The organism is Paraburkholderia sp. EG287B (assembly GCF_040965595.1).
Classification (GTDB): Bacteria; Pseudomonadota; Gammaproteobacteria; order Burkholderiales; family Burkholderiaceae; genus Paraburkholderia.
In genome coordinates this window covers 174,615-193,301 of sequence record NZ_JBFRCG010000018.1, presented here as the reverse complement: position 1 = coordinate 193,301, position 18,687 = coordinate 174,615, and the positions used below count along the sequence as shown (strand labels likewise).

General features: G+C 65.8%; 19 protein-coding genes. 7 read left to right on the top strand and 12 right to left on the bottom strand.

What is annotated here, in order from left to right:
* The first annotated feature begins 75 nt into the window (after positions 1–75).
* A complete protein-coding gene (locus AB4Y40_RS31245; RefSeq protein ID WP_368691151.1) occupies positions 76–978 on the top strand; it encodes a LysR family transcriptional regulator in 903 nt (300 codons plus the stop codon).
* An 8-nt stretch (positions 979–986) separates the two neighbouring features.
* Here AB4Y40_RS31245 and AB4Y40_RS31240 read toward each other — a convergent pair whose 3' ends face one another.
* Positions 987–1,910: a LysR family transcriptional regulator gene (locus AB4Y40_RS31240; protein WP_368691176.1), complete on the bottom strand. Its 924-nt coding sequence runs from the start codon at positions 1,908–1,910 to the stop codon at positions 987–989.
* A gap of 121 nt (positions 1,911–2,031) precedes the next feature.
* Here AB4Y40_RS31240 and AB4Y40_RS31235 point away from each other — a divergent pair, with 121 nt between their 5' ends.
* Entirely contained in the window at positions 2,032–2,802 is a 771-nt protein-coding gene (locus tag AB4Y40_RS31235; RefSeq protein WP_368691150.1) for a transporter substrate-binding domain-containing protein, read from the top strand.
* 46 nt (positions 2,803–2,848) lie between these two features.
* Positions 2,849–3,967 carry a succinylglutamate desuccinylase/aspartoacylase family protein gene (locus tag AB4Y40_RS31230; protein WP_368691149.1) on the top strand — a complete coding sequence of 373 codons (1,119 nt, stop codon included), beginning with the start codon at positions 2,849–2,851 and terminating at the stop codon, positions 3,965–3,967.
* 15 nt (positions 3,968–3,982) lie between these two features.
* Here AB4Y40_RS31230 and AB4Y40_RS31225 read toward each other — a convergent pair whose 3' ends face one another.
* The 6 genes from AB4Y40_RS31225 to AB4Y40_RS31200 all read right to left on the bottom strand — a co-directional run bounded on the left by AB4Y40_RS31225 (position 3,983) and on the right by AB4Y40_RS31200 (position 9,171).
* A complete protein-coding gene (locus tag AB4Y40_RS31225) occupies positions 3,983–5,185 on the bottom strand; it encodes a sensor histidine kinase (RefSeq protein ID WP_368691148.1) in 1,203 nt (400 codons plus the stop codon).
* A 372-nt stretch (positions 5,186–5,557) separates the two neighbouring features.
* Complete coding sequence (locus AB4Y40_RS31220; RefSeq protein ID WP_368691147.1) at positions 5,558–6,892, bottom strand: epoxide hydrolase family protein; 1,335 nt, start codon at positions 6,890–6,892, stop codon at positions 5,558–5,560.
* Positions 6,893–7,037: 145 nt separating this feature from the next.
* Positions 7,038–7,505: a MarR family winged helix-turn-helix transcriptional regulator gene (locus AB4Y40_RS31215; protein WP_254315907.1), complete on the bottom strand. Its 468-nt coding sequence runs from the start codon at positions 7,503–7,505 to the stop codon at positions 7,038–7,040.
* Positions 7,506–7,644: 139 nt separating this feature from the next.
* The gene (locus tag AB4Y40_RS31210) at positions 7,645–7,914 is read right to left on the bottom strand and encodes a hypothetical protein (protein ID WP_368691146.1); all 270 of its coding nucleotides are present in this window, start codon (positions 7,912–7,914) and stop codon (positions 7,645–7,647) included.
* Positions 7,915–7,982: 68 nt separating this feature from the next.
* Positions 7,983–8,429 carry an Ohr family peroxiredoxin gene (locus AB4Y40_RS31205; protein WP_368691145.1) on the bottom strand — a complete coding sequence of 149 codons (447 nt, stop codon included), beginning with the start codon at positions 8,427–8,429 and terminating at the stop codon, positions 7,983–7,985.
* 268 nt (positions 8,430–8,697) lie between these two features.
* A complete protein-coding gene (locus tag AB4Y40_RS31200) occupies positions 8,698–9,171 on the bottom strand; it encodes an OsmC family protein (protein ID WP_368691144.1) in 474 nt (157 codons plus the stop codon).
* 119 nt (positions 9,172–9,290) lie between these two features.
* Between AB4Y40_RS31200 and AB4Y40_RS31195 the strand changes: the two genes are divergently transcribed.
* Together AB4Y40_RS31195 and AB4Y40_RS31190 are read left to right on the top strand one after the other, a co-directional pair.
* Positions 9,291–9,944, top strand: a complete 654-nt coding sequence (locus tag AB4Y40_RS31195; RefSeq protein ID WP_368691143.1) for a GntR family transcriptional regulator — start codon at positions 9,291–9,293, stop codon at positions 9,942–9,944.
* Positions 9,945–10,055: 111 nt separating this feature from the next.
* Positions 10,056–10,694: a GNAT family N-acetyltransferase gene (locus AB4Y40_RS31190; RefSeq protein WP_368691142.1), complete on the top strand. Its 639-nt coding sequence runs from the start codon at positions 10,056–10,058 to the stop codon at positions 10,692–10,694.
* A gap of 19 nt (positions 10,695–10,713) precedes the next feature.
* Here the strand turns inward: AB4Y40_RS31190 and AB4Y40_RS31185 are convergent, their stop codons facing one another.
* The 4 genes from AB4Y40_RS31185 to AB4Y40_RS31170 form a co-directional block, all read right to left on the bottom strand.
* Positions 10,714–12,288 (bottom strand): EAL domain-containing protein, encoded by a 1,575-nt coding sequence (locus AB4Y40_RS31185; protein WP_368691141.1) that lies wholly within the window; start codon positions 12,286–12,288, stop codon positions 10,714–10,716.
* A 191-nt stretch (positions 12,289–12,479) separates the two neighbouring features.
* A complete protein-coding gene (locus AB4Y40_RS31180; protein WP_368691140.1) occupies positions 12,480–14,261 on the bottom strand; it encodes a diguanylate cyclase in 1,782 nt (593 codons plus the stop codon).
* Positions 14,262–14,410: 149 nt separating this feature from the next.
* Entirely contained in the window at positions 14,411–15,052 is a 642-nt protein-coding gene (locus AB4Y40_RS31175; protein ID WP_368691139.1) for an HD domain-containing protein, read from the bottom strand.
* A 58-nt stretch (positions 15,053–15,110) separates the two neighbouring features.
* On the bottom strand, positions 15,111–15,269 hold the full coding sequence (locus tag AB4Y40_RS31170) for a hypothetical protein (protein WP_368691138.1): 159 nt from the start codon (positions 15,267–15,269) through the stop codon (positions 15,111–15,113).
* 116 nt (positions 15,270–15,385) lie between these two features.
* Here AB4Y40_RS31170 and AB4Y40_RS31165 point away from each other — a divergent pair, with 116 nt between their 5' ends.
* On the top strand, positions 15,386–16,873 hold the full coding sequence (locus AB4Y40_RS31165) for an ATP-binding protein (protein WP_342922134.1): 1,488 nt from the start codon (positions 15,386–15,388) through the stop codon (positions 16,871–16,873).
* 24 nt (positions 16,874–16,897) lie between these two features.
* Here the strand turns inward: AB4Y40_RS31165 and AB4Y40_RS31160 are convergent, their stop codons facing one another.
* Positions 16,898–17,395, bottom strand: coding sequence for a thioesterase family protein (locus AB4Y40_RS31160; protein WP_342922133.1), 498 nt, complete (start codon positions 17,393–17,395; stop codon positions 16,898–16,900).
* Between the two features lie 296 nt (positions 17,396–17,691).
* Here AB4Y40_RS31160 and AB4Y40_RS31155 point away from each other — a divergent pair, with 296 nt between their 5' ends.
* Positions 17,692–18,675: a response regulator gene (locus AB4Y40_RS31155; RefSeq protein ID WP_368691137.1), complete on the top strand. Its 984-nt coding sequence runs from the start codon at positions 17,692–17,694 to the stop codon at positions 18,673–18,675.
* Positions 18,676–18,687 lie beyond the last annotated feature (12 nt).

The following is an 18,687-nucleotide window of genomic DNA, read 5'->3' as shown; positions in this document are numbered from 1 at the left end:
CAATAGAAAATTGGCGAAAATAGACCATGAGCTATACATTTATGCATAGCCTGCGATCTGAATTGGGGACGAAGTATGGCCGACAAGGAACCGAACTGGGAGTGGTACCGGAGCTTTCTGCAGGTCCTGGAAAGCGGCTCGCTCTCGGCGGCCGCCCGCGCGCTGGGCATCACGCAGCCGACCGTTGGGCGCCACATCGAAAGTCTGGAGGCGGCGCTGGGACTCACGCTGTTTACGCGCTCGTCCGATGGGTTCTCGCCGACCGAGGCGGCCAATGAGTTGAGGCCGTATGCCGTCGGTCTTGCGATGACGACGGCAGCCTTGCGCCGCGCGGCGAGCAGTCACGGCTCGGGCGTGCGCGGGACCGTGCGTTTGACGGCGAGCGAAGTCATCGGCGTCGAGGTCTTGCCGCCGATCCTGGCAGGCCTGCGCCACGACTATCCGGAACTGAGGATCGAACTCGTGCTGTCAAACAGGGCGGACGACCTGCTGCGACGTGAAGCGGACATTGCAATACGCATGTTCCGGCCAGTGCAAGAGGCGCTGATCGCCAAGCGTGTTGGCGCGATCGACGTCGGGCTGCATGCCCACGAACGATATCTGGCGCTTCATGGCGTGCCGAAGTCGATGAAAGAGTTGCCGCGCCATTCGCTCATCGGCTTCGATCACGAGAACGCGTTCATTCGCTCGGTTCAGCCCAGGTTCGCCGCCTACAGTCGCAATAACTTTGCATTTCGCGCCGACAGCGATCTTGCGCAGCTGGGCGCGATACGCGCTGGCTTCGGCATCGGCGGGTGCCAGGCGCCGTTGGCGGCCAGAGACCCGAAGCTGGTTCGCGTCCTGCCCGACGAGTTCTCGCTGAGTCTGGATACGTGGGTGGCCATGCACGAGGATTTGCGCACGAGCGCGCGCTGCACGGTAACGTTTGCGGCGCTGGCGTCGGGGCTTGGTGCCTATATACAAGGACAAGGCGCGTAACAACTGCCTCAACGCGGCGCACGGCCTGCCCGCGCAAACGAAGCGAGCATCGTCGCGAGTTCCTGTGCGGCAGGCGTGAGCGGCACGGCCGCGCGCTGCAGCAAACAGACCTGCTGCGCCGCCGGCCGCTCGGCGATTCTGATGCGCGTGAGCCGCTCGGCAAACGGGCCGCGCGTGGCGACCACCGACGACTCCAGCGCGAGGCAATCCGTCTCGCTGACCCAATGCAGCGTTTCGAACAGCCCCTCCACCGTTGCGACGATGCGCGGCGCCGGCAGGCCGTGGTCGGTGAAGAACGTCGTGAGCCGGCTCGAAGCGAAGGCGTCCGCAATATTGGGCGAGCGCGTCGCGAGCCAGTGGCAGTGCGTGAGCGAGCGCAGGGTGCGCGCCCCCGCCTTCGGATGGTCGCGGCGGCAGACGACGACCGGGTCGGACGGGTAAAGCTCCGTGACCGAGAGATCGGTCGTATCGGTCTGGTCCGAAACGAGGGCGAGCGCGAAATCGAGCGTGCCTTCGCGTATCCACGAAATCATCATGCGCGAGGTTCCCGTGCGCAGGCGCAGCGCCACGCGCGGAAACCGCGTGCTGTACTGCCCGAGCACGGGCACGAGCGCGTCCATGAGCGGATCGGTCGTCAGGCCGAACGCGACTTCGCCCGCGTAATCGCCGCGCAGTTGCTGCGCCTCTTCGCTCGCACGCTCGCACTCGCCGAGAATCGATGCCGCGCGCACCAGCATGCGCTGCCCGAGCGCCGTGAGCGTCACGCCGCGATTCGTGCGTGTGAGCAGCGGGCCGCCCAGTTCGACTTCGAGATTCTGCAACTGCTGCGTCACGCCGCTCTGCGCCACGCCGAGCGCGCGCGAGGCCGCCCGCACACTGCCACGCTGGGCGACGGCGACGAAGACGCGCAACTGGGAGAGCGTGAGACTCATGGGCGACGACTGGCTGTGATCGGTATGAGTGATCATGATAGACGAATTCGAGCTTTTCCCGAACGCAGCGTCGTCCTACCATCGGTCGGCAGGAGACCCCCACGTTCACTGATCGCTCATCATGAAAAAAATCCCGTCGATCCTTCTTTCGCTCGCGCTGGCCCTGAGCAGCAATGCCTTCGCGCGCGAGGGCGACATCGTGCGCCTCGGCATCGATCCGACCTATCCGCCCATGGACGCCAAGGCGCCCGACGGCTCGCTCAAAGGCTTCGACGTCGATCTCGGCAACGAGATCTGCCGCCGGATTCACGCGCGTTGCCAGTGGGTCGAGCTGGAGTTCTCGGGCATGATTCCGGCGCTGCAGGCGCGCAAGATCGACGCGATCATGTCGTCGATGGCGATCACCGCGAAGCGCGAACAGCAAATCCTCTTCACGTCGAAGCTGTTCCAGTTCAAATCGCGGCTCGTCGCGCGCAAGGGCGCCCCGTTCGGCGCCACCGCGCAGTCGCTGGCCGGCAAGTCGGTCGGCGTGCAGGCGGGCACGCAGTTCGAGACCTATGCGCTCGCGAACTGGGCGCCGGCGGGCGTGCACGTCGTCACCTACAAAAGCCAGGACGAAGTGTTCGCCGACCTCGTCAACGGGCGGCTCGACGCCGCGCTGCTGGGCTACGTCGAAGCGGATTACGGCTTCCTGCGCACGCCGCAAGGCGACGGCTTCGCGTTTGCCGGCGGCCCGCTCTCGATGGGCGACCGCGGCACGGGCATCGGCATGCGCAAGGACGAAACCGCGCTGCAGGCGCAGATGAACGACGCGATCGCGTCCATGCTCAAGGACGGCACCTACGCGCAGATCGCGCATCGCTATTTCGACTTCGATCCGTACGGAAACTGAGCGGCAACTGAGCCGCCGCACACATTTTTGAAACCGCACTGAATTCATGAACCCGCAATCGATTCCGCTCCTGAGCGCCACGCCGGGCACACACCGCGAACTGACCAGCTTCCATTTCGGCCCCGCGGATGCGCCCCAGAAGGTCTATATCCAGGCGTCGCTGCACGCCGACGAAACGCCCGCCATGCTGACGGCCGTGCTGTTGCGCACGCAACTGGCGGAACTCGAGGCGCAAGGCGCGCTCGCCGCGCAGGTAGTGCTCGTACCGCTCGCCAATCCCGTGGGCCTGAACCAGCACGTGCTCGGCCAGTTCGTCGGCCGCTTCGATCTCGCGAGCGGCAGGAACTTCAACCGCCATTTCCACGCGTTTCCGAAGCTGCTCGCGCGCGCGAAAGAGATGCTCGGCGCGGACGTCGAGCGCAACCGCGAGCTGATCCGGCAGTTGATGCGCGAAGCGCTCGACGCGCAGGGGCCGCTCACGGAATTCGATTCGCTCCAGCTGGCGCTGCTCAGGCTCTCGCACGACGCCGATCTCATCATCGACCTGCATTGCTCGCTCGAGGCGGTCATGCACGTGTACACGAGCGAGGCCGGCTGGCCCGATGTCGAGCCGCTCGCGCGCTACCTCGGCTCGCGCGCGCAACTGCTCGCCACCGATTCGGGCGCGCAGGCGTTCGACGAGGCGCATAGCCTGCTGTGGTGGCAACTGCGTCAACAGATGCCGGCCACGCAGCCCGTGCCCGCCGGACCTACCGCGGTGACGATCGAGTGCCGCGGCCAGCGCGACGTGTCGTGGGAAAGCGCGCAGCAGGACGCCGACGCGCTGATCGATTATCTGCGCTGGCGCGGTGCGCTCACCGGCGGCGACGTGAAGCCGCTGCCGGAGCTGCTGATGCCAGCCACGCCGCTCGCCGGCAGCGCGCAATTCTATGCGCCGTGCAGCGGCATTCTCGTGCACCGCGCGCAAATCGGCGCGTGGATCCGCGAAAACGACCCGCTCTTCGACATCGTCGATCCGATGACGGGCGCAACGACGACGGTGAAGAGCACCGCGGAAGGTGTTTTCTATATGCGCAGGGCGATTCGCTTCGTCACGGCCGGCGCGCCGCTCGGCCGCGTCACGGGCACGCGGCCGATACGCAGCGGCGTGCTGCTGGGGGCTTGAGGGGCGGGTGTCGCGTCAGGCGTGGCGCGCTTTGTCCATCGGCACGATCACGCGCACCCAGAGGCCGCCCTCGGGATGATTGCCGATCTTGAGCTTCGCGTTGCACAGGCGCGCGAGCCGCCGCACGATCGACAGGCCCATGCCCCAATGCGAGTCGAGCCGCAGGCTCGCGGCGCGCGAGGCGGGCAACGGCGACGCCGGCGCGCCACCCTCGGGCAGACTCGCGGCTACGCCTTCGCCGTGATCCCGCACGCTCAAGGTCCACGAGCGCGGCCCGCGCGCCGTGCAGATCTCGATGGGCGGCATGCCGTGCGCCTGGGCGTTGCCCACGAGATTGTCGACGAGCCGCACGAGCGCGGAGCGCGGCAGCGCAAACGCCTCGCCGGCGTCCAGCCGCAGCACGATGCTCGCGTCCGCGTTCGCGCCGTAGACGAAGCGGTCCTTCAGATACGCGTCCACGTTCACGGGCGCATGATTCGCGCCGCCCTGGCCGGTCGCGTCGACGAACTGGCGCGCGAGGTCCTGGAAGAGGTCGATGTCCTCGACGAGCGCCACGCGCAAGTTCCAGCGCGTGACGTTCATGGCATAGGCGCGCAACCGCGCCACCCGCGATTCCGTCTGCCGCAGGAAAACGGCGAAGGTAGCCGACTGGTCTTCGACTGCGCCGGTGCGGCGGCACAACAGATCGCCGATCGCGCGGGCGAGGTCATGCAGCTTGCGCGGGCAGTCCACGAGCGCGAGCGCGGGTGCCGGGCCGTCGCCGCTCGACGCGACGCGCAAAGTGGCGATCATGGCGAGCAGATCGTGGCGCACCGTCCGCAGCCACCAGGCGCGCAATGCGAACAGCAGCACGCCGAGCGCCAGCATGAGCGCCGCGAATCGCGCATCGAACCAGCGGGCGGCCATCTTCAGGCGCGTGACGCCGGACGAACAGGCTTCACGCAGATAGGCGGCGTTCGAGGCCGTCCCGGCAGGCGGCGCCCAGATGGCATCGCGCAGATGGGGCGCCACCTCGGGGCCGAGATTGACGATGTCCGGCTTGATCGAGACCAGTGGGGCGATCCCACGGATGCTCGCACCTTGCGCGGCCAGCTCCAGTTCCAGTTCGGCGTCCTGCTGCTGGGCGGCCTGCGGCGCGGAAGCCGGTTCGAATGCCGTGTCGCCGAAATAGAGCAGCGATTCCGCATCGAGATATCGAAAACCGACTTGCACCAGCATCAACGACGCCATCCACAGCAGGAATATCCGGGCAAACAAAACAATCACCTTTCTTTTTTTGACATCGAAGTTTGACTTGCGCCCGCGGGCGCACGGTTGAAACAGCCGCAAATCGGGCTATGACCGGCATTGTCCGCGAAGTGCACGATTTTCTATTCGTGGAAAAGCGCCGGAATTTGCGCCGTTTTTTCCGGTTGAGCGATGCTGGCGGCCTCGCGTTGTGCAGTATTTGGGAGAAGGGGCGGCCGTTGTATCCGTCCGTCGCACGGGCGCTCCGTGGCCTTTGCCGCTGGCGATAGCGAGAGCCTTCGGAGTCCTTGGTAAAATCGTCGGACACCCGAAAGCTCACGCGTGCGGCATTGCGGCATTGCGTCAGGCGGGCTGACGCAGCGTCCTGAAGGTCGCGCGAACTTCTTCCGTGAACGCGGCAGGCTGCTCCCATGCGGCGAAATGGCCGCCTTTCGGAAGTCGATTGTAGTGAACCAGCCTGGGGTAGGCGCGTTCTGTCCAGCTCTTCGGCGCGGCGTAGATTTCGTCCGGGAAGACGCTCACGCCAACCGGCAGCTCCACATGCTTGGGCTCGAAAAAGTTGAGCTTGTTTTCCCAATACAGGCGCGCGGAGGAGACCGCCGTCTTCGTCAGCCAGTAGAGCGTGACGTTGTCGAGCACGTCGTCCTTCGTCAGGCCTTCGGGCTGGCCCGCGAACACGCGCGCGATCATCGCCTGACCGCTCGCGTCGTGGTCGAGCATCCATGCAGCGAGGCCGACTGGCGAATCCTGGATGGCGTAGAGCGTTTGCGGGCGGTTCGCCATTTCGAGCGCGTAGCCCAGACCATGCTTGTAAAAGTAATCGAGCTGGTCGTACGCGTGCTGCTCTTCCGGCGAAAGCCCGGCCGGCGGCGGCGTGCCGTCCTTGAGCGACTTGGCGACGGCGTCGGGCACGGTCGCGGGCATGTTGGTGTGAATGCCCGCGAGTCCTGCCGGCTTGAGCAGCGCGAGCTGTTCCGTCACGGCATTGCCCCAGTCGCCCCCTTGCGCGGCGTAGCGCTTGTAGCCGAGCCGGTCCATCAGCACGACCCAGGCGCGAGCGACACGCTGGGGGTCCCAACCGGTCTTCGTCGGCTTGCCCGAGAAACCGTAGCCCGGCAGCGAGGGAATGACGACGTGGAATGCATCGGATGCGCTCCCGCCATGCGCGGTCGGGTTGGTCAGCGGTTCGATGATCTTCAGCTGCTCGATGATCGAGCCGGGCCAGCCGTGCGTGACGATGATCGGCAGCGCGTTCTCGTGCTTCGAGCGCACGTGGATGAAGTGGATATCGAGCCCGTCGATTTCCGTGACGTATTGCGGCAGCGAGTTGAGCCTCGCCTCCACCTTGCGCCAGTCGTAGTCGTTGGCCCAGTAGCTGGCGAGCCGTTGCATGGTCGCGAGTTGCACGCCTTGCGAGGCGTCGTCGACCGTTTCGCGCTCGGGCCATTGCGTCGCGACGATACGGCGCCGCAGATCGGTCAGCGCCGCTTCCGGCACCTGCACGCGCAGCGGACGAATCGAAGACGGATCGCCGGCGGCAATCTGCGTGAGTCCGCCGGCCGACGGCTTCGATTCAGCGAAGGCGAAACGGCTCATTGCGGCGCCGGCAAGCGTGACGGCAGCGGCGCCGATGAAACGCCGGCGCGAAAGCGGGGTGGGACGAAGATCGTTTGACATATCAATTCCTGATGGTGACGTTGGACCGTGGCGAGCAGGACGCATTGGACGTGCGTATGCCTTCCTTTAACCACGGTATTTGTCGTAGTCCTGACTATTGATGATCGAAGCCGGTCCGCAAAAAACGTGGGCGCGGCTGCGACGGCTATTCGGTGTCGAGTGAACGAATCAGATTGGCGCGCAGGTTCACGATCGCCTTTTGCAGTTTCATGAATTCGTCATGGCCCAGTCCGGTCGCGTCGGTGAGATCCGCGGCTTTCAGGCTCTTTTCGCGCAGCTTCCGGCCGCTCGCGGTCAGGCTCACACGCACCTGGCGCTCATCCTCCGGATCGCGCCGCCGTTGCACATACCCCATCGCTTCGAGCTTTTTCAGCATCGGCGTCAGCGTGTTGGATTCGAGAAAGAGTTTCTCGCCCAGGCCGCTCACTGTCTGGTTGTCTTGCTCCCAGAGCGCGATGATCGCGATGTACTGCGGATAGGTCAGCCCGAGTTCATCCAGGATCGGCTTGTACGCCTTGCCGAACGCCAGATTGGTCGAGTAGACCGCGAAGCAAAGGTAGTCTGCGAGCGGCGCGGGCGTGGCGCCCTGCGCCGGGTGGTCCGTCGATTTCATGGTCATCCTCTTCAGGCAAAGGCCTCAATGGCTCGCAAACTTGAATAAATCGCTTGCGATTATATCGTAGGCCGACACCGGTTCCGCCGTACATCGCCATCGCAATGCCCGGCGAAACAGCCACGACGCGGTGGCGCAATCAATGGTGGGCGAAGAGGCTGTTTCGCTCCATCGAGACGCGGCTGCCCGCGGCTGAGGTGGCGTCGGCCATGCCGCCGTATGCCGTCGCGGCGGTGCCGCTTTCGGCGCGCTCGGCCGCGAGCGTTTGCACGCTCTGGCCGCGTTGCGATGCCGGTGCGCCGACTTCGGGCCGATAGGACGGGGCCGGGCCGTAGCCGCTGGCGAATGCGGGGGCGGCTGCGCCGATAGAAAGGGCGATGAGGAGCTTGGCGATGAATTGGGTCTTCATGATGGGATCTCGCTAGGTCAATGTGAATTGCAGTGAATTTGGGTGAAAGCGTGAATTGCGGTTGCCGGTTACGCGGTGACGACGGTGAGGCTCACGTCGATGTTGCCGTGCACGGCCTTCGAGTACGGGCAGATCTGATGGGCGCTGCGTGCGATGGCCTCGGCCACGTTTTGCTCGATGCCCGGCAGCGTGACCGTGAAGTGCGCGCCCAGGAACCAGGCGGCGCCGGTCTGGCCGACGTCGACCTGAATGTCGACCGAAGCGTCCTCCGGCAGGGCGACCTTCTTCAGCGAGGCCGCGATGGCGAGCGCGGAGATGTAGCAGGCCGACCATGCGCCGGCGAACAGTTGCTCGGCGCGCGGATGCGGTTCGGTCGCGACGATGTCGAGGGTTTCGCCGCTTGAAGACGTCAGTTCGAGGTCGACGACGCCGAATTCACCGCGTTGGGCCGCGGGGTCGTGATTGATGGTGGTGTGGGTGTTGCCCGAGAACAGCACTTTGTCGATCGTTGCCATGTTGCACTCCTTGATGGATTTCAGGTTTGGGTCATATGCGTCGCATAAGATCGAATCGCATGCGATGCATAATGGATGAGAAATTCCCCCTTGTCAAGCGCATAAGATTAAATCGCATACGAGTTATTTGAGCATGCTTCGCAGGGGCGATCGGACGTAAGGACGTTATCTATCGTTTCGCGTGGGAATTCGTGATCGAGACCTGTTTGCCGGCACTCGCGGGAGTGCCGGCATGGCCGGCGGAGCGGCCTCGGGCGTTCGCGAGCCGTTACGCAGCCAGTTCGATGGTCGGCTCGCAAACGATGGGGAAGTTGACCGAATTGGCGATATAGCACTGCTCGTGCGCCGCGTGATGCAGCCGCTCGGCGAGGCTGCGGTTATCGCTCGCGCGGATCGTCACGTGCGGGCGCAGCACGATCTTCGTGAAGGCGCCGCGCTGCGGCGTATCGGCCATCGTGCCTTCGGCCTCGTCTTCGTAGGCGAGCACCGCGATGCCCGCCTCGGCGCACAGGTGCAGATACCAGAGCTTGTGGCACGCCGAAGCCGAAGCCACCAGCAGATCCTCGGGGTTCCAGCGTGAGCCGTCGCCGCGAAAGGCCGGATCCGACGAGCCCGGAATGTCCGGCTTGCCGTTCGCGCGGATCACGTGATCGCGGTCGTAGTCGCGATAGCCCGAGGTGCCGCTGCCGCGATTGCCCGTCCATTGCACCGAAACGCGGTAGGTGTGTTCGCCATGCGCCATGCTGACTCTCCGTCCGTTCGAAAAGGGGGTACGTCATTATGAACGCATTCGGCATTTTGGTATACCATTATGCCGAAATGGCTCAGATGAGAACCGGACGCGAACCGGACATGACACGCATGGAAACAAAATTCGACTCCACGGCGGACGCGGTTGCGTCCGGCTTGCGCGACCTGATCGTCAGCGGCGAACTGGGCGGCGGCGAGCGCCTCGTCGAGCGCGATCTCGCGGAGCGTTTCGAGGTGAGCCGCATTCCGCTGCGCGAAGCGATCCAGCGGCTCGCGCGCGAGGGGCTCGTCGAGATTTTCCGCAATCGCGGCGCGGTCGTGCGCCTGCTCACGGTGCAGGACGTGGAAGAAATCTACGGCCTGCGCGCGCTGCTCGAAGGCGACGCGATCTTTCACGGCGTCAAGCGCCTCGACGCCGAAACGCTCGCCCGCGCGGAACTCGTACACCGGCTGCTGGGCGAGGCGCTCACCACGCAGAAGCAGGGCGAACTCAACCGCGAGTTTCACGAACTGCTTTACGGCGCGTGCGGCAACGCCCGGCAACTGGCGGCGATCCGCGAACTGCGCGCGCAGGTGGAGCGCTACGAGCGGCTGCAGATTACGCTGCTTGCGGATACGCCCTCGTTTCAGCACGAACACGAGGCCATCCTGGAAGCCTGCCTCGCACGCAACGCCCGCAGCGCGCGCGCCTCGACCGTGGCGCATATCGACTCGGCGAAGCGCATCGTGCTCGCCGTGGTGGAGCGCATGGCAGCGCAAGGATAGCGCGCAATCGCCCCTGCATTCACACCATTCGCGCCGATTTTTACGAGATTTTTTCTTGTGGCCCTTACGGGTCAACCCTAGACTAGGGGCATCGAAACGACAGGAGACGCCATGTCGATCTCGCGTGCAACCCAGCGCCCGGATGAGCAGATCACTTCCGTGCAGCCCGGCCTCGGCCGGCTCGTGCTGAGGCGCTTCGATCCGCGCCACGACTCATGGGAAGCGCTCACGCGTTTGCTGCATCGCGCGTTCTCGCGGCTCGCGTCGCTCGGATTGCACTGCTCATGCGCCGATCAGGCGGCGAGCCTCACGCGTGAACGCGCGCTGGCTGGCGACTGCTTCGTCGCCATCTGCAATGGCAGGATCGTCGGTACGCTCACGGTGGAAGGTCACAACAGCCATTCCCAGTGCGAACATTATCGCCAGCGCAGTGTGGCTTCGGTCCATCAGTTCGGCATCGAGCCCAAATGGCAAAGCCGCGGTATCGGCCGTGCGCTGCTCGCGTTCGCGGGGCGTTGGGCGGCTGCGCGCGGCTACACGCAGCTCGCGCTCGACACGCCGTTTCCCGCCGCCCACCTGATCGCGTTCTATCGCGCACAAGGCTTTAGTCTCGTCGATGTCGTGCGCTTTGCGGGTCGCGGCTACGACAGCGCCGTGCTCAGCAGGGCCGCCGCGGCGCGCTGCGGCGTGGCATTCCCGGACTTGCCCGGCGGGCTGCCGCACGCCGCGTCGCCGGGTTCGTTCGCCTGAGCGTGCGCCGCGCTCACGCTCACGTCTCGCGTGTGCGCGCCGCTTCACGCTCCAGGTAGCGCAGGAATTCGTCGGCGGGCATGGCCTTCGCATAGAGCCAGCCCTGCGCAAACTGCACGCCGCGCTCGCGCAGATATTGCGCCTGCGCCTCGGTTTCCACCCCCTCGGCGACCATCAGCAGGTCGAGGCTGCGCGCCATTTCGATGATGTGCGGCACGATCTTGTTCATTTCCTCGCCGCTCGCCAGCGAGCGGATGAACGCGCGGTCGATCTTGATGCCGTCCACGGGCAAGTCTTGTAGATACGAGAGACTCGAATAGCCTGTGCCGAAATCGTCGATGAAAATGCGGTGGCCGGCCGCGCGAAACGCTGCGAGAACGGGCGCGGAGCTGGCCGTATCCATGAGCGTGCGCTCGATCGCTTCGAACCAGATTTGTTCGGCGTGCACGGCATATTTCGCGAGATTGCCCTTGAGGGTTGCGAGCACGCGTGTGCCGGCGAGATCCTTGCCGGCAAGGTTTACCGAGACATGCAGATCGCGGCGACGCGCGAGCACGGCGCCCACGCCCTCGAACACGGAACGGATGACCTGATCGGTGATGGGCTCGATGAGACCGAGCGATTCCGCCATGGGAATGAAGGTGTCCGGCGCGACGACGGTGCCGTCTTCGAGCTTCCAGCGCACGAGCGCTTCCGCGCCGACGCAGCGCCCACTTTCCAGCGAGACGAGCGGCTGCAGCCACGCCACGAACTGGCGCCGCCGGATGCCCTGCAGCATCGCGTTGCGCGGCGTGCGCAGCTTGCGGCGCCAGCGCAGGACGAGCCACGTGCCGATCGCGCTCAGGACGAGCGCGGGCGGGATCACGGTCCTCAGTTGCGCGGGCAGGTTGCGGCGCATGCGTTCCTCGGGCTCGTACGCGACCACCGCGATGGGATAGCGCTGCGAGCGCTCGACGACGTAATAGCGTCCCTCGAAATACGGGCTCCCGCTGGTGCGCTGCAGCGCTGCGCGTACGAGGGCGTGGTCGGCGTTCGTCCAGCTTGAAATCACGGCGCCGTCCTGCGTTTCGAGCACGGTCAGCTCGATGGTATCGTCGAGCGGCACGATGTCGAGGTAGAAGCGCGGATCGATCACCACGACGTGATTGCCGAGGCGCATGTTGAGCATGCGCCGCTCGCTGCCGGGCCTGCCGACTTCGGTATGCCAGGCGGTGAAGCTTTGGGCATAGGTCCATTCGGGCGGCGGCAATGCGGTATCGATGGTGCCGCGTTGCGAACTGCAGTGCAGCCGTACGCCATCGGTCGTGGCGACTTCGCGAATGTATCGATACTGTTCCTCGACATGCCGCAGGCGTTGCGTGTGCTCGCTCGTGCACGGTGTGTCGGGGTATGGCGTCAGCTCGCGCAGGGCGGACTCGGCTTCGGCGGTCACCAGTTCGGCGCGCAGCAGCGCGCGGTGCGAAAAGACGTCCACGTGCTGGCGCTGCTGGCGTTCGAACACGGCATCCGACGCGTACACCGCGGCCGTGAGCGTTGCCAGGACGGCGAACGCCACGACACAGAACGTCGTCAGGGCGGTGAGTCGGCTGCTCATGGTGTACGGTCGGGCTCCGGCGTCGCGGATGTCGGCGACGCGCGGCCTTCGTCGATCGCCGCTGCCGATGGTAGCGTCTTTCCGCTGACGGCGACGCGCTGCTGTCCGGCGCGCGAGCGCAATCGCCGTGGCCGCCGGCGCTCACGCTCATGCGTTTCGCATGAAAACGGCCAGCGGGCGTCAAGCGCACGTCAGGCGCGGGCGGGATCGATCGATCGGGAATCCTCTGCAACGACGCGATTGCGGCCGCTTTCCTTTGCGGCGTAGAGCCGCCGGTCGGCGACCTGCATGAGCGCTTCGTAATGGGCGGGGCAGTCGGCGGGACTGGCCGCTACGCCAATCGAGACGGTGAACGCAATCGCATCGGGGTTCGCGGCCTCGCCCGGCGCGCCGGCGCCATGCGCCGCATCCGCGGCGTGCGCTTCGACGGCGCGGCGGATGCGTTCGGCCACACCCGCCGCCGTGGCGAGATCGGCGCCGGGCAGCAGTGCCGCGAACTCCTCACCGCCCACGCGCGCGGGCATTTCCGCGCTGCGCAGGTTGTTGCGCAGGATCTCCGCGAAGATCACCAGCACGCGGTCGCCCGCCGCGTGGCCGAAGCGGTCGTTCACGCGCTTGAAGTAGTCGATATCGAGCATCAGCATCGCCACGGCGGGCGCCGCCGCTTCACCGCCTTCGCGGGCGGCGCGCTCCAGCGTCTCGTCGAACACTTCCTGGAAGCGCCGCCGGTTCGCGAGGCCGGTGAGCGGATCGCTGCGCGCGAGCGTTTCGAGCCGCGTACTCGCCTCGACGTACTGGCCGAATATGTGCGTGACGATGCGCAGCGTGCCGACGAGCAGCACCGCGATCGCCAGCCAGGCGACGATCAGCGGGCTGTTGAACACGCGGCGCGCCGCCGCGAGCGTGAGTTCCGAGTCGTCCGTGTCGGTGAGCAGCATCCAGTGCGTCTCGCCCACGTGCTGGAACAGCAGGTAGCGGCCCGAGCGTACGGCGTAGCCCTTGCCGCGCTTCATCCATGCCGCCGCCGACCCGCGCGCCACGTCGAGCAGATGCGGATCGAACCGCGCGGGACGCTGCGCCGTGATCTCGCCATTGACGAAATAGACGAGGTCGCCGTTACTGTTCAGGAGGCCGAACTCGACAGGCGCCTCGTCGTCGGTCAGGTTCGAGGTGGCGAGCTGGAGCGCGAGCAGGCGCGAGGGCGCGACGTCCATCACCACGGCGCCGCGAAACTGGCCGTTCGCGTAGACGGGCGCGCTGAGCGTGGCGATCGCCTCGCTCTTTTTCGATTCCGTATAGATCGGAGTCCAGACGATATCGCGCCCCCGGTTCTGGCCGGTGACATGCAGGCGGTAGTAGGGCATGGTGCTGAAGCGTCGCAACAGGTCGGACGCGTGCGCGTCGGGGCGTTCGGGCGAGAGCACGTACAGGCCGTTGGCCGAGATGTACGCGACCGTGCTTTGCACTGCGTCGGCGTGCTGGCTGATTGCGAGGAGCGGGCTGATCGCGCGCGCGAGCACGATGTCGGCGGGCAGCGTGGCGTCGTCGCGGTGAAACCCCTCGATGCCCGCGAGCCCTTGCGCATTGGTGCCCAACACGAGCGGTCCATCCATCGCGCCGGGAGCCGTCCATTGCAGCTCGCCGCTGTCGCGCAGCGCGACCTGCGCCTTCGGATTCTGCAAGCCGGCGCGCTGCTGGCTCTGCGAGGCGAGGATGCGTTCCGCATAGTCGCGCAGGAACAGCAGGCGCCGGCGCTCCGCGGAGATCAGCGCGTCCACGCCCACGGCGCGCACCTCGAGGTCGCGCTGGCGGCTATGGAGGTCGTAGCGCGTCATCTGGTACAGCTGGCGCAGGCCCACGCCGCTCACCAGCGCCATGGCCACAAGAAAGCACACCGTCACCACGAGGTGCGGGCGTTTCATGACCATGCTGGAGAAGCCGTGCGGCCGCGTGCGGCCTCGCGTGTGCTGCATGAAGCCCTCGGGGGACTGCGACTGGACGCGCGCATCGCGTTGCGGCGTGGCCCCGCAGCGCGTTTCCGGACATCGCGATGAGCATAGCATCGCCTGTCAGAATCGCACCGCATGCCGCGTCAGACGTCCCGGATCATCCCCGGTGTCACTCACCCGCGCCAGGCGGAATGGCGGATCACGCTGCAGAAGTTGCCGGCATGGAAGTGCGGGTCCTTGTCCGCGAGCACGTCGGCCTTGACGTTGCCGAACGTCGTGGCGGGCTTGTGCTTGATGCCGTCATAGAAGGTCTGGATGATGTCCTCCTTGAAGTGCTCGCTGCGCGGGTGCGCGTGCACCACGGCCTCGCGCTCGGTGTCGCTGAAGCGGTCGTAGGCAATGCCGAGCACATCCATTTCGACGCCTGCCGTGACGAGCGCGATCACCGGATCCATGTGCTGCGGGATGCCCGGCGTCGTATGCAGCGCGATGGCGGTCCACACGAGGTCGATGTCGTGCTGCGAGATGCCGTGGCCGCGCAGGAAGTCGCGCGCGGCATTCGCGCCGTCCACTTCGAAGCGTTCGTGCTCGCTGCTGTGCGCGTGCGTGAGGCCCATGTCATGAAACATTGCACCGGCGTAGAGCAGTTCGCGATCGAACTTCAGGCCGAGCCGGCGGCCGGCCAGCGCGCCGAAATAATAGACGCGGCTCGAATGATGGAACAGCAGCGGCGATTCGGTGTCGCGCACGAGTTCGGTGATTTCGCGGGCGAGCTTGCTGTCGGGGATGGCGACATCGGCGAGGGTCGGGGTCATCTGGGTGCTCCGTCGGGGTGGGTGATGACCTCTATTCTGGGTGGCGCCAGGGTTGTCCTCAATCGACGGATGGCGTGGTTTTCTGCCAATTCGACCGAATTTGGGCCATCGCGGATTCGCGGCGCATGGCGGCGTCGCCGATACCGGCAAAATTTCGCCGCAACGAGGGATTAGCGGCGATAATCGGCAAAATCGATTCGATCGGCGCGCATTTCATGCGCCCTGCATCGGGCGGCGAGAGCCGCCCCGTGAATCGCAGATTGGGCGCACGGGGAACGCTGCAGGGAACGCGCCGCGCCAACCAGGTCGGAACAAGAACCCACGCGACAGACTATGTATTCGATCCTGCCAGCGTTCGTGTCCGCATTATTTCTCGGATTCGGCGTCTACGTGCTCCTGACTGAGGGCTTCACGCGCCTCTCGGTGCCGTTCGCCCTGATGTGCGCGACCACGTTCTTCTGGCAGGGCACCTGGGCGTTTCTGTTCCAGACGTCCGACCCCGAGCTGTCCGCCGTGCTCGTCAAGGTCGGCTACTTCTTCATCCTGTTTCTGCCCACCACGTTCTATCACTTCGTGACCGAAGTGAGCGCCCGGCGCGGCGAACGCCCGCTGCTCATCGCCTCGTACCTGCTCAGCGTGCTGCTCGCGGCGCTGCTGCTGCTGAGCGACGCCGTCGTGGACGGCTACGGCACGTTCTTCTTCGGCAAGTATCCGAAGGCGGGCATGCTGCATCCCGTGCACGTGGCGCAGACCGTGCTGCTCGCGTGCCGCAGCGCCTGGCTGCTGTACGCCGCGCGCGGCCAGACGCACGCGCACGACCGCCGCAAGCTGCTCGACCTGTGCTTCGTGAGCCTCGGCCTGTACGCGCTCGCCGCCACCGACTACGCAGTGAATTACGGGCTCGCGTTCTATCCCGTGGGCGCCGTGTTCATCGCGATCAGCCTCGGCATTCTCGCGGTCACGATCGTGCGCTACGGCCTCATGCGCCCCTACCTCATCGCGGCCACGGTGGCGCACGAGGTCGCCACGCCGCTCGCGGCCATCGGCATGCATGCCGAGGAAATCGGCAACGTGCTGCCCGAACTCATGCGCGGCTACCAGCTGGCCGTGCAGCACCAGTTGTGCGTGGACGGCCTCTATCCCGGGCAGTCGGAGCGCCTGTCCTCGCTCGCCACCTCGATACGCCGCCAGGTGGACAGCACGAGCACCGTGGTGGAAATGTCGCTGGCTTCGTTCACGCTCGACCGGCTCGACCGCCGCAGCTTCGAGACCTACCCGGTGCGCTCCTGCGTGAATGCCGCGCTCGAGCGCTTTCCGTTCCGCACCGGCGAGCGCGACATGGTGGAGGTGGCGCCCATCGACGCGCAGCTGAGTTTCTCGGGTTCGGATTCGCTCGTCGTGTTCGTGCTGTTCAATCTGCTCAAGAACGCGCTCTTCGCGATTCACGCGGAAATGGCCGAAAGAAGCGACAGGGTGAGCGATTACGTGGGCCGCGTTCAGATCGGCGCGACGAGCGAAGCGGGCTTTTGTGTGCTGCGCTTCATCGACAACGGCTGCGGCATTCCCGCCGATGTCCTGCCGCGCGTGTTCGATCCGTTCTATTCGACCAAGGCGCATGGGCGCGGCGCCGGCATGGGCCTGACGTTCTGCCGCCGCGTGGCCGAGGCGCTGGGCGGCACGATCGCCTGCGAGTCCGAGCCGCACGTGCACACCACCTTCACGATCCGCCTGCCCGAGCCCGGCACGAGCGCCGACCGCGCGCTGCACGACGCACCGGCGAAGCCCCGCCGCTTTCCGGCGGGGCAGGACTTCGCGGGCTAGTTCAGATAGCCGGGTTCATTACGCTCAGTTCGAGCCCGAAGGCAGGACCAGCTCGTATTCCTTCACGCGCTCGATGATGCCGGGCGGAAAGCGGCGAATGCGCTTGTCGGTGCCGGCAAAGAGAATCTGCTGATAGCCGAGCGAAACGGGCCGCCCGTCCACGCAAAAGCGGAACACGAGATACGCGGAGCACTGACGCACCTGGAAGGTGTTGAGGTAGCAATCCACGCGCTGGAACGGAAAGGTTTCCTGCACGTATTCCTGGTGTGCGCGCTTGGTGACGAACACGCCGCCCGAGGCGAGCAGATTGTTGTGAATGCACTCGTGAAACCAGCGTTCGCGGCAAATGCCCTGCCATTCGAAATAGCGGGCGAAATACGTGTTCATGAACGCGTTCGAGTCCTTCAGGTAGATGTCGATGACGTGATGGAACGTTTTGGTCGGCGTAGCTTCCATGATTTCGTCGGAGAATCCGGCGGTGCCACGGGACAGGAAGGCGGGAATGGATTCGCGTGCGTACATCAGAGTGACTCCAGATAGGGGCTGCAGGCGGCAGCCGCGCGTGCCTCCGGAGAAAGGGAGGCATGCACCATTCTCTTCGTGTTCCTCTTCATCCAATACCGTGCTCCCCACATACGCAAACCGCTTCATGCTCGCTGGGTGCGATAACGTTTGCGCGTGTTTGATTGACCGCGCACCTGCGGCTTCGGGTTGCTGTGTCCAGGCGAGACGCCGCATAATCCACATGTTTTCCTCGCGGTGCAGCTCCGGGTGGCGGGCGCGCCGCATGAGGCGCAGCGCGCTTACCGAGATCCAGCATGAGTTCCATCGTCAGACAGCCGGTTTACCATCCCGTCTCCGTCGTTTTTCTCGACGACAGCCCCGACTTTCTCTACGCGCTGCGCGGCCTCTTTCCGGGCGCGGGCACGGACCGCTACTTCACGAGCGCGAGAGAGGCGCTGGCCTTCGTCGCTTCGCACGAGGCGCGGCAGAGTGCGCGCAATCCCGCAGCGGGCGCGGCATGGTCGGAGTTCGAGAAGCGCGGCGGCAACGCGCTGGGCGAGGACGTGATGACGGACGCGGCGCGCTTTGGCGATATCGCCGCGCTCGTCGTGGACTACGAAATGCCGGAGATGACCGGCGTCGACTTCCTGGCTGCCGCGAAGGACGTGGCGTGCACGCGCATCCTGCTCACGGCCACGGCCGACGAATCACACGCGGTGGAGGCGTTCAACGCGGGGCTGATCGACTTCTACGTGAAGAAGTCCGATCCGGCCATGACACGCAAGCTGCGCGGCGCGATCGACGACGCCAAGCGCAAGTTCTGCGCGCGGCGCGGCCATATCGGCGTGCATGGCGTGGGCGCGATTTACGCGAACCGGCGTATCGCCGACGTGCTGCACGAAGTCGCGCTGCGCGAGCGCATCGTCGAGTACTACTGGCGCCCCGAGCAGAACGCCGTGCTCACCTTCGACGTCGAAGGCAACGCCGGCGTGTTCCTCGCGTGGGACAGTCACGACTGGGCGGCGCAATGCGATGTCGTGACCGACGAAGGCGGCCCCGAAACGTTGCGCGAGGAAATGGCGGCGCGCCGCGTCATGCCGGTGTACTGGCCGAACGAGGCGTATCGGCCGGGCATGGCGCGCGTGGAGTTCGCCACGCCGCAGCCGGTGGCGGGACTCGACGACACGCATACGAGCTGGACGCGTATCGGCGATCCGGGACTTGCGCCCGGGTTGATCACGTTTGCCGCATGGCGGGCGGAGCAAGGCGCGCCCGGTGAGGGCGCGCGCCTTGCGTGATCACATCGCGAC

Excerpts from the sequence above, each read along its gene's own strand:
- AB4Y40_RS31175 (WP_368691139.1), bottom strand. The coding sequence starts at position 15,052 with ATGACCCCGACCCTCGCCGATGTCGCCATCCCCGACAGCAAGCTCGCC.
- AB4Y40_RS31170 (WP_368691138.1), bottom strand. The coding sequence starts at position 15,269 with ATGAAATGCGCGCCGATCGAATCGATTTTGCCGATTATCGCCGCTAAT.
- AB4Y40_RS31235 (WP_368691150.1), top strand. The coding sequence starts at position 2,032 with ATGAAAAAAATCCCGTCGATCCTTCTTTCGCTCGCGCTGGCCCTGAGC.
- AB4Y40_RS31220 (WP_368691147.1), bottom strand. The coding sequence starts at position 6,892 with ATGTCAAACGATCTTCGTCCCACCCCGCTTTCGCGCCGGCGTTTCATC.
- AB4Y40_RS31155 (WP_368691137.1), top strand. The coding sequence starts at position 17,692 with ATGAGTTCCATCGTCAGACAGCCGGTTTACCATCCCGTCTCCGTCGTT.
- AB4Y40_RS31185 (WP_368691141.1), bottom strand. The coding sequence starts at position 12,288 with ATGAGCAGCCGACTCACCGCCCTGACGACGTTCTGTGTCGTGGCGTTC.
- AB4Y40_RS31200 (WP_368691144.1), bottom strand. The coding sequence starts at position 9,171 with ATGGCGCATGGCGAACACACCTACCGCGTTTCGGTGCAATGGACGGGC.
- AB4Y40_RS31205 (WP_368691145.1), bottom strand. The coding sequence starts at position 8,429 with ATGGCAACGATCGACAAAGTGCTGTTCTCGGGCAACACCCACACCACC.
- AB4Y40_RS31165 (WP_342922134.1), top strand. The coding sequence starts at position 15,386 with ATGTATTCGATCCTGCCAGCGTTCGTGTCCGCATTATTTCTCGGATTC.
- AB4Y40_RS31210 (WP_368691146.1), bottom strand. The coding sequence starts at position 7,914 with ATGAAGACCCAATTCATCGCCAAGCTCCTCATCGCCCTTTCTATCGGC.
- AB4Y40_RS31160 (WP_342922133.1), bottom strand. The coding sequence starts at position 17,395 with ATGTACGCACGCGAATCCATTCCCGCCTTCCTGTCCCGTGGCACCGCC.
- AB4Y40_RS31180 (WP_368691140.1), bottom strand. The coding sequence starts at position 14,261 with ATGCAGCACACGCGAGGCCGCACGCGGCCGCACGGCTTCTCCAGCATG.
- AB4Y40_RS31195 (WP_368691143.1), top strand. The coding sequence starts at position 9,291 with ATGGAAACAAAATTCGACTCCACGGCGGACGCGGTTGCGTCCGGCTTG.
- AB4Y40_RS31225 (WP_368691148.1), bottom strand. The coding sequence starts at position 5,185 with ATGCTGGTGCAAGTCGGTTTTCGATATCTCGATGCGGAATCGCTGCTC.
- AB4Y40_RS31245 (WP_368691151.1), top strand. The coding sequence starts at position 76 with ATGGCCGACAAGGAACCGAACTGGGAGTGGTACCGGAGCTTTCTGCAG.
- AB4Y40_RS31215 (WP_254315907.1), bottom strand. The coding sequence starts at position 7,505 with ATGAAATCGACGGACCACCCGGCGCAGGGCGCCACGCCCGCGCCGCTC.
- AB4Y40_RS31230 (WP_368691149.1), top strand. The coding sequence starts at position 2,849 with ATGAACCCGCAATCGATTCCGCTCCTGAGCGCCACGCCGGGCACACAC.
- AB4Y40_RS31190 (WP_368691142.1), top strand. The coding sequence starts at position 10,056 with ATGTCGATCTCGCGTGCAACCCAGCGCCCGGATGAGCAGATCACTTCC.
- AB4Y40_RS31240 (WP_368691176.1), bottom strand. The coding sequence starts at position 1,910 with ATGAGTCTCACGCTCTCCCAGTTGCGCGTCTTCGTCGCCGTCGCCCAG.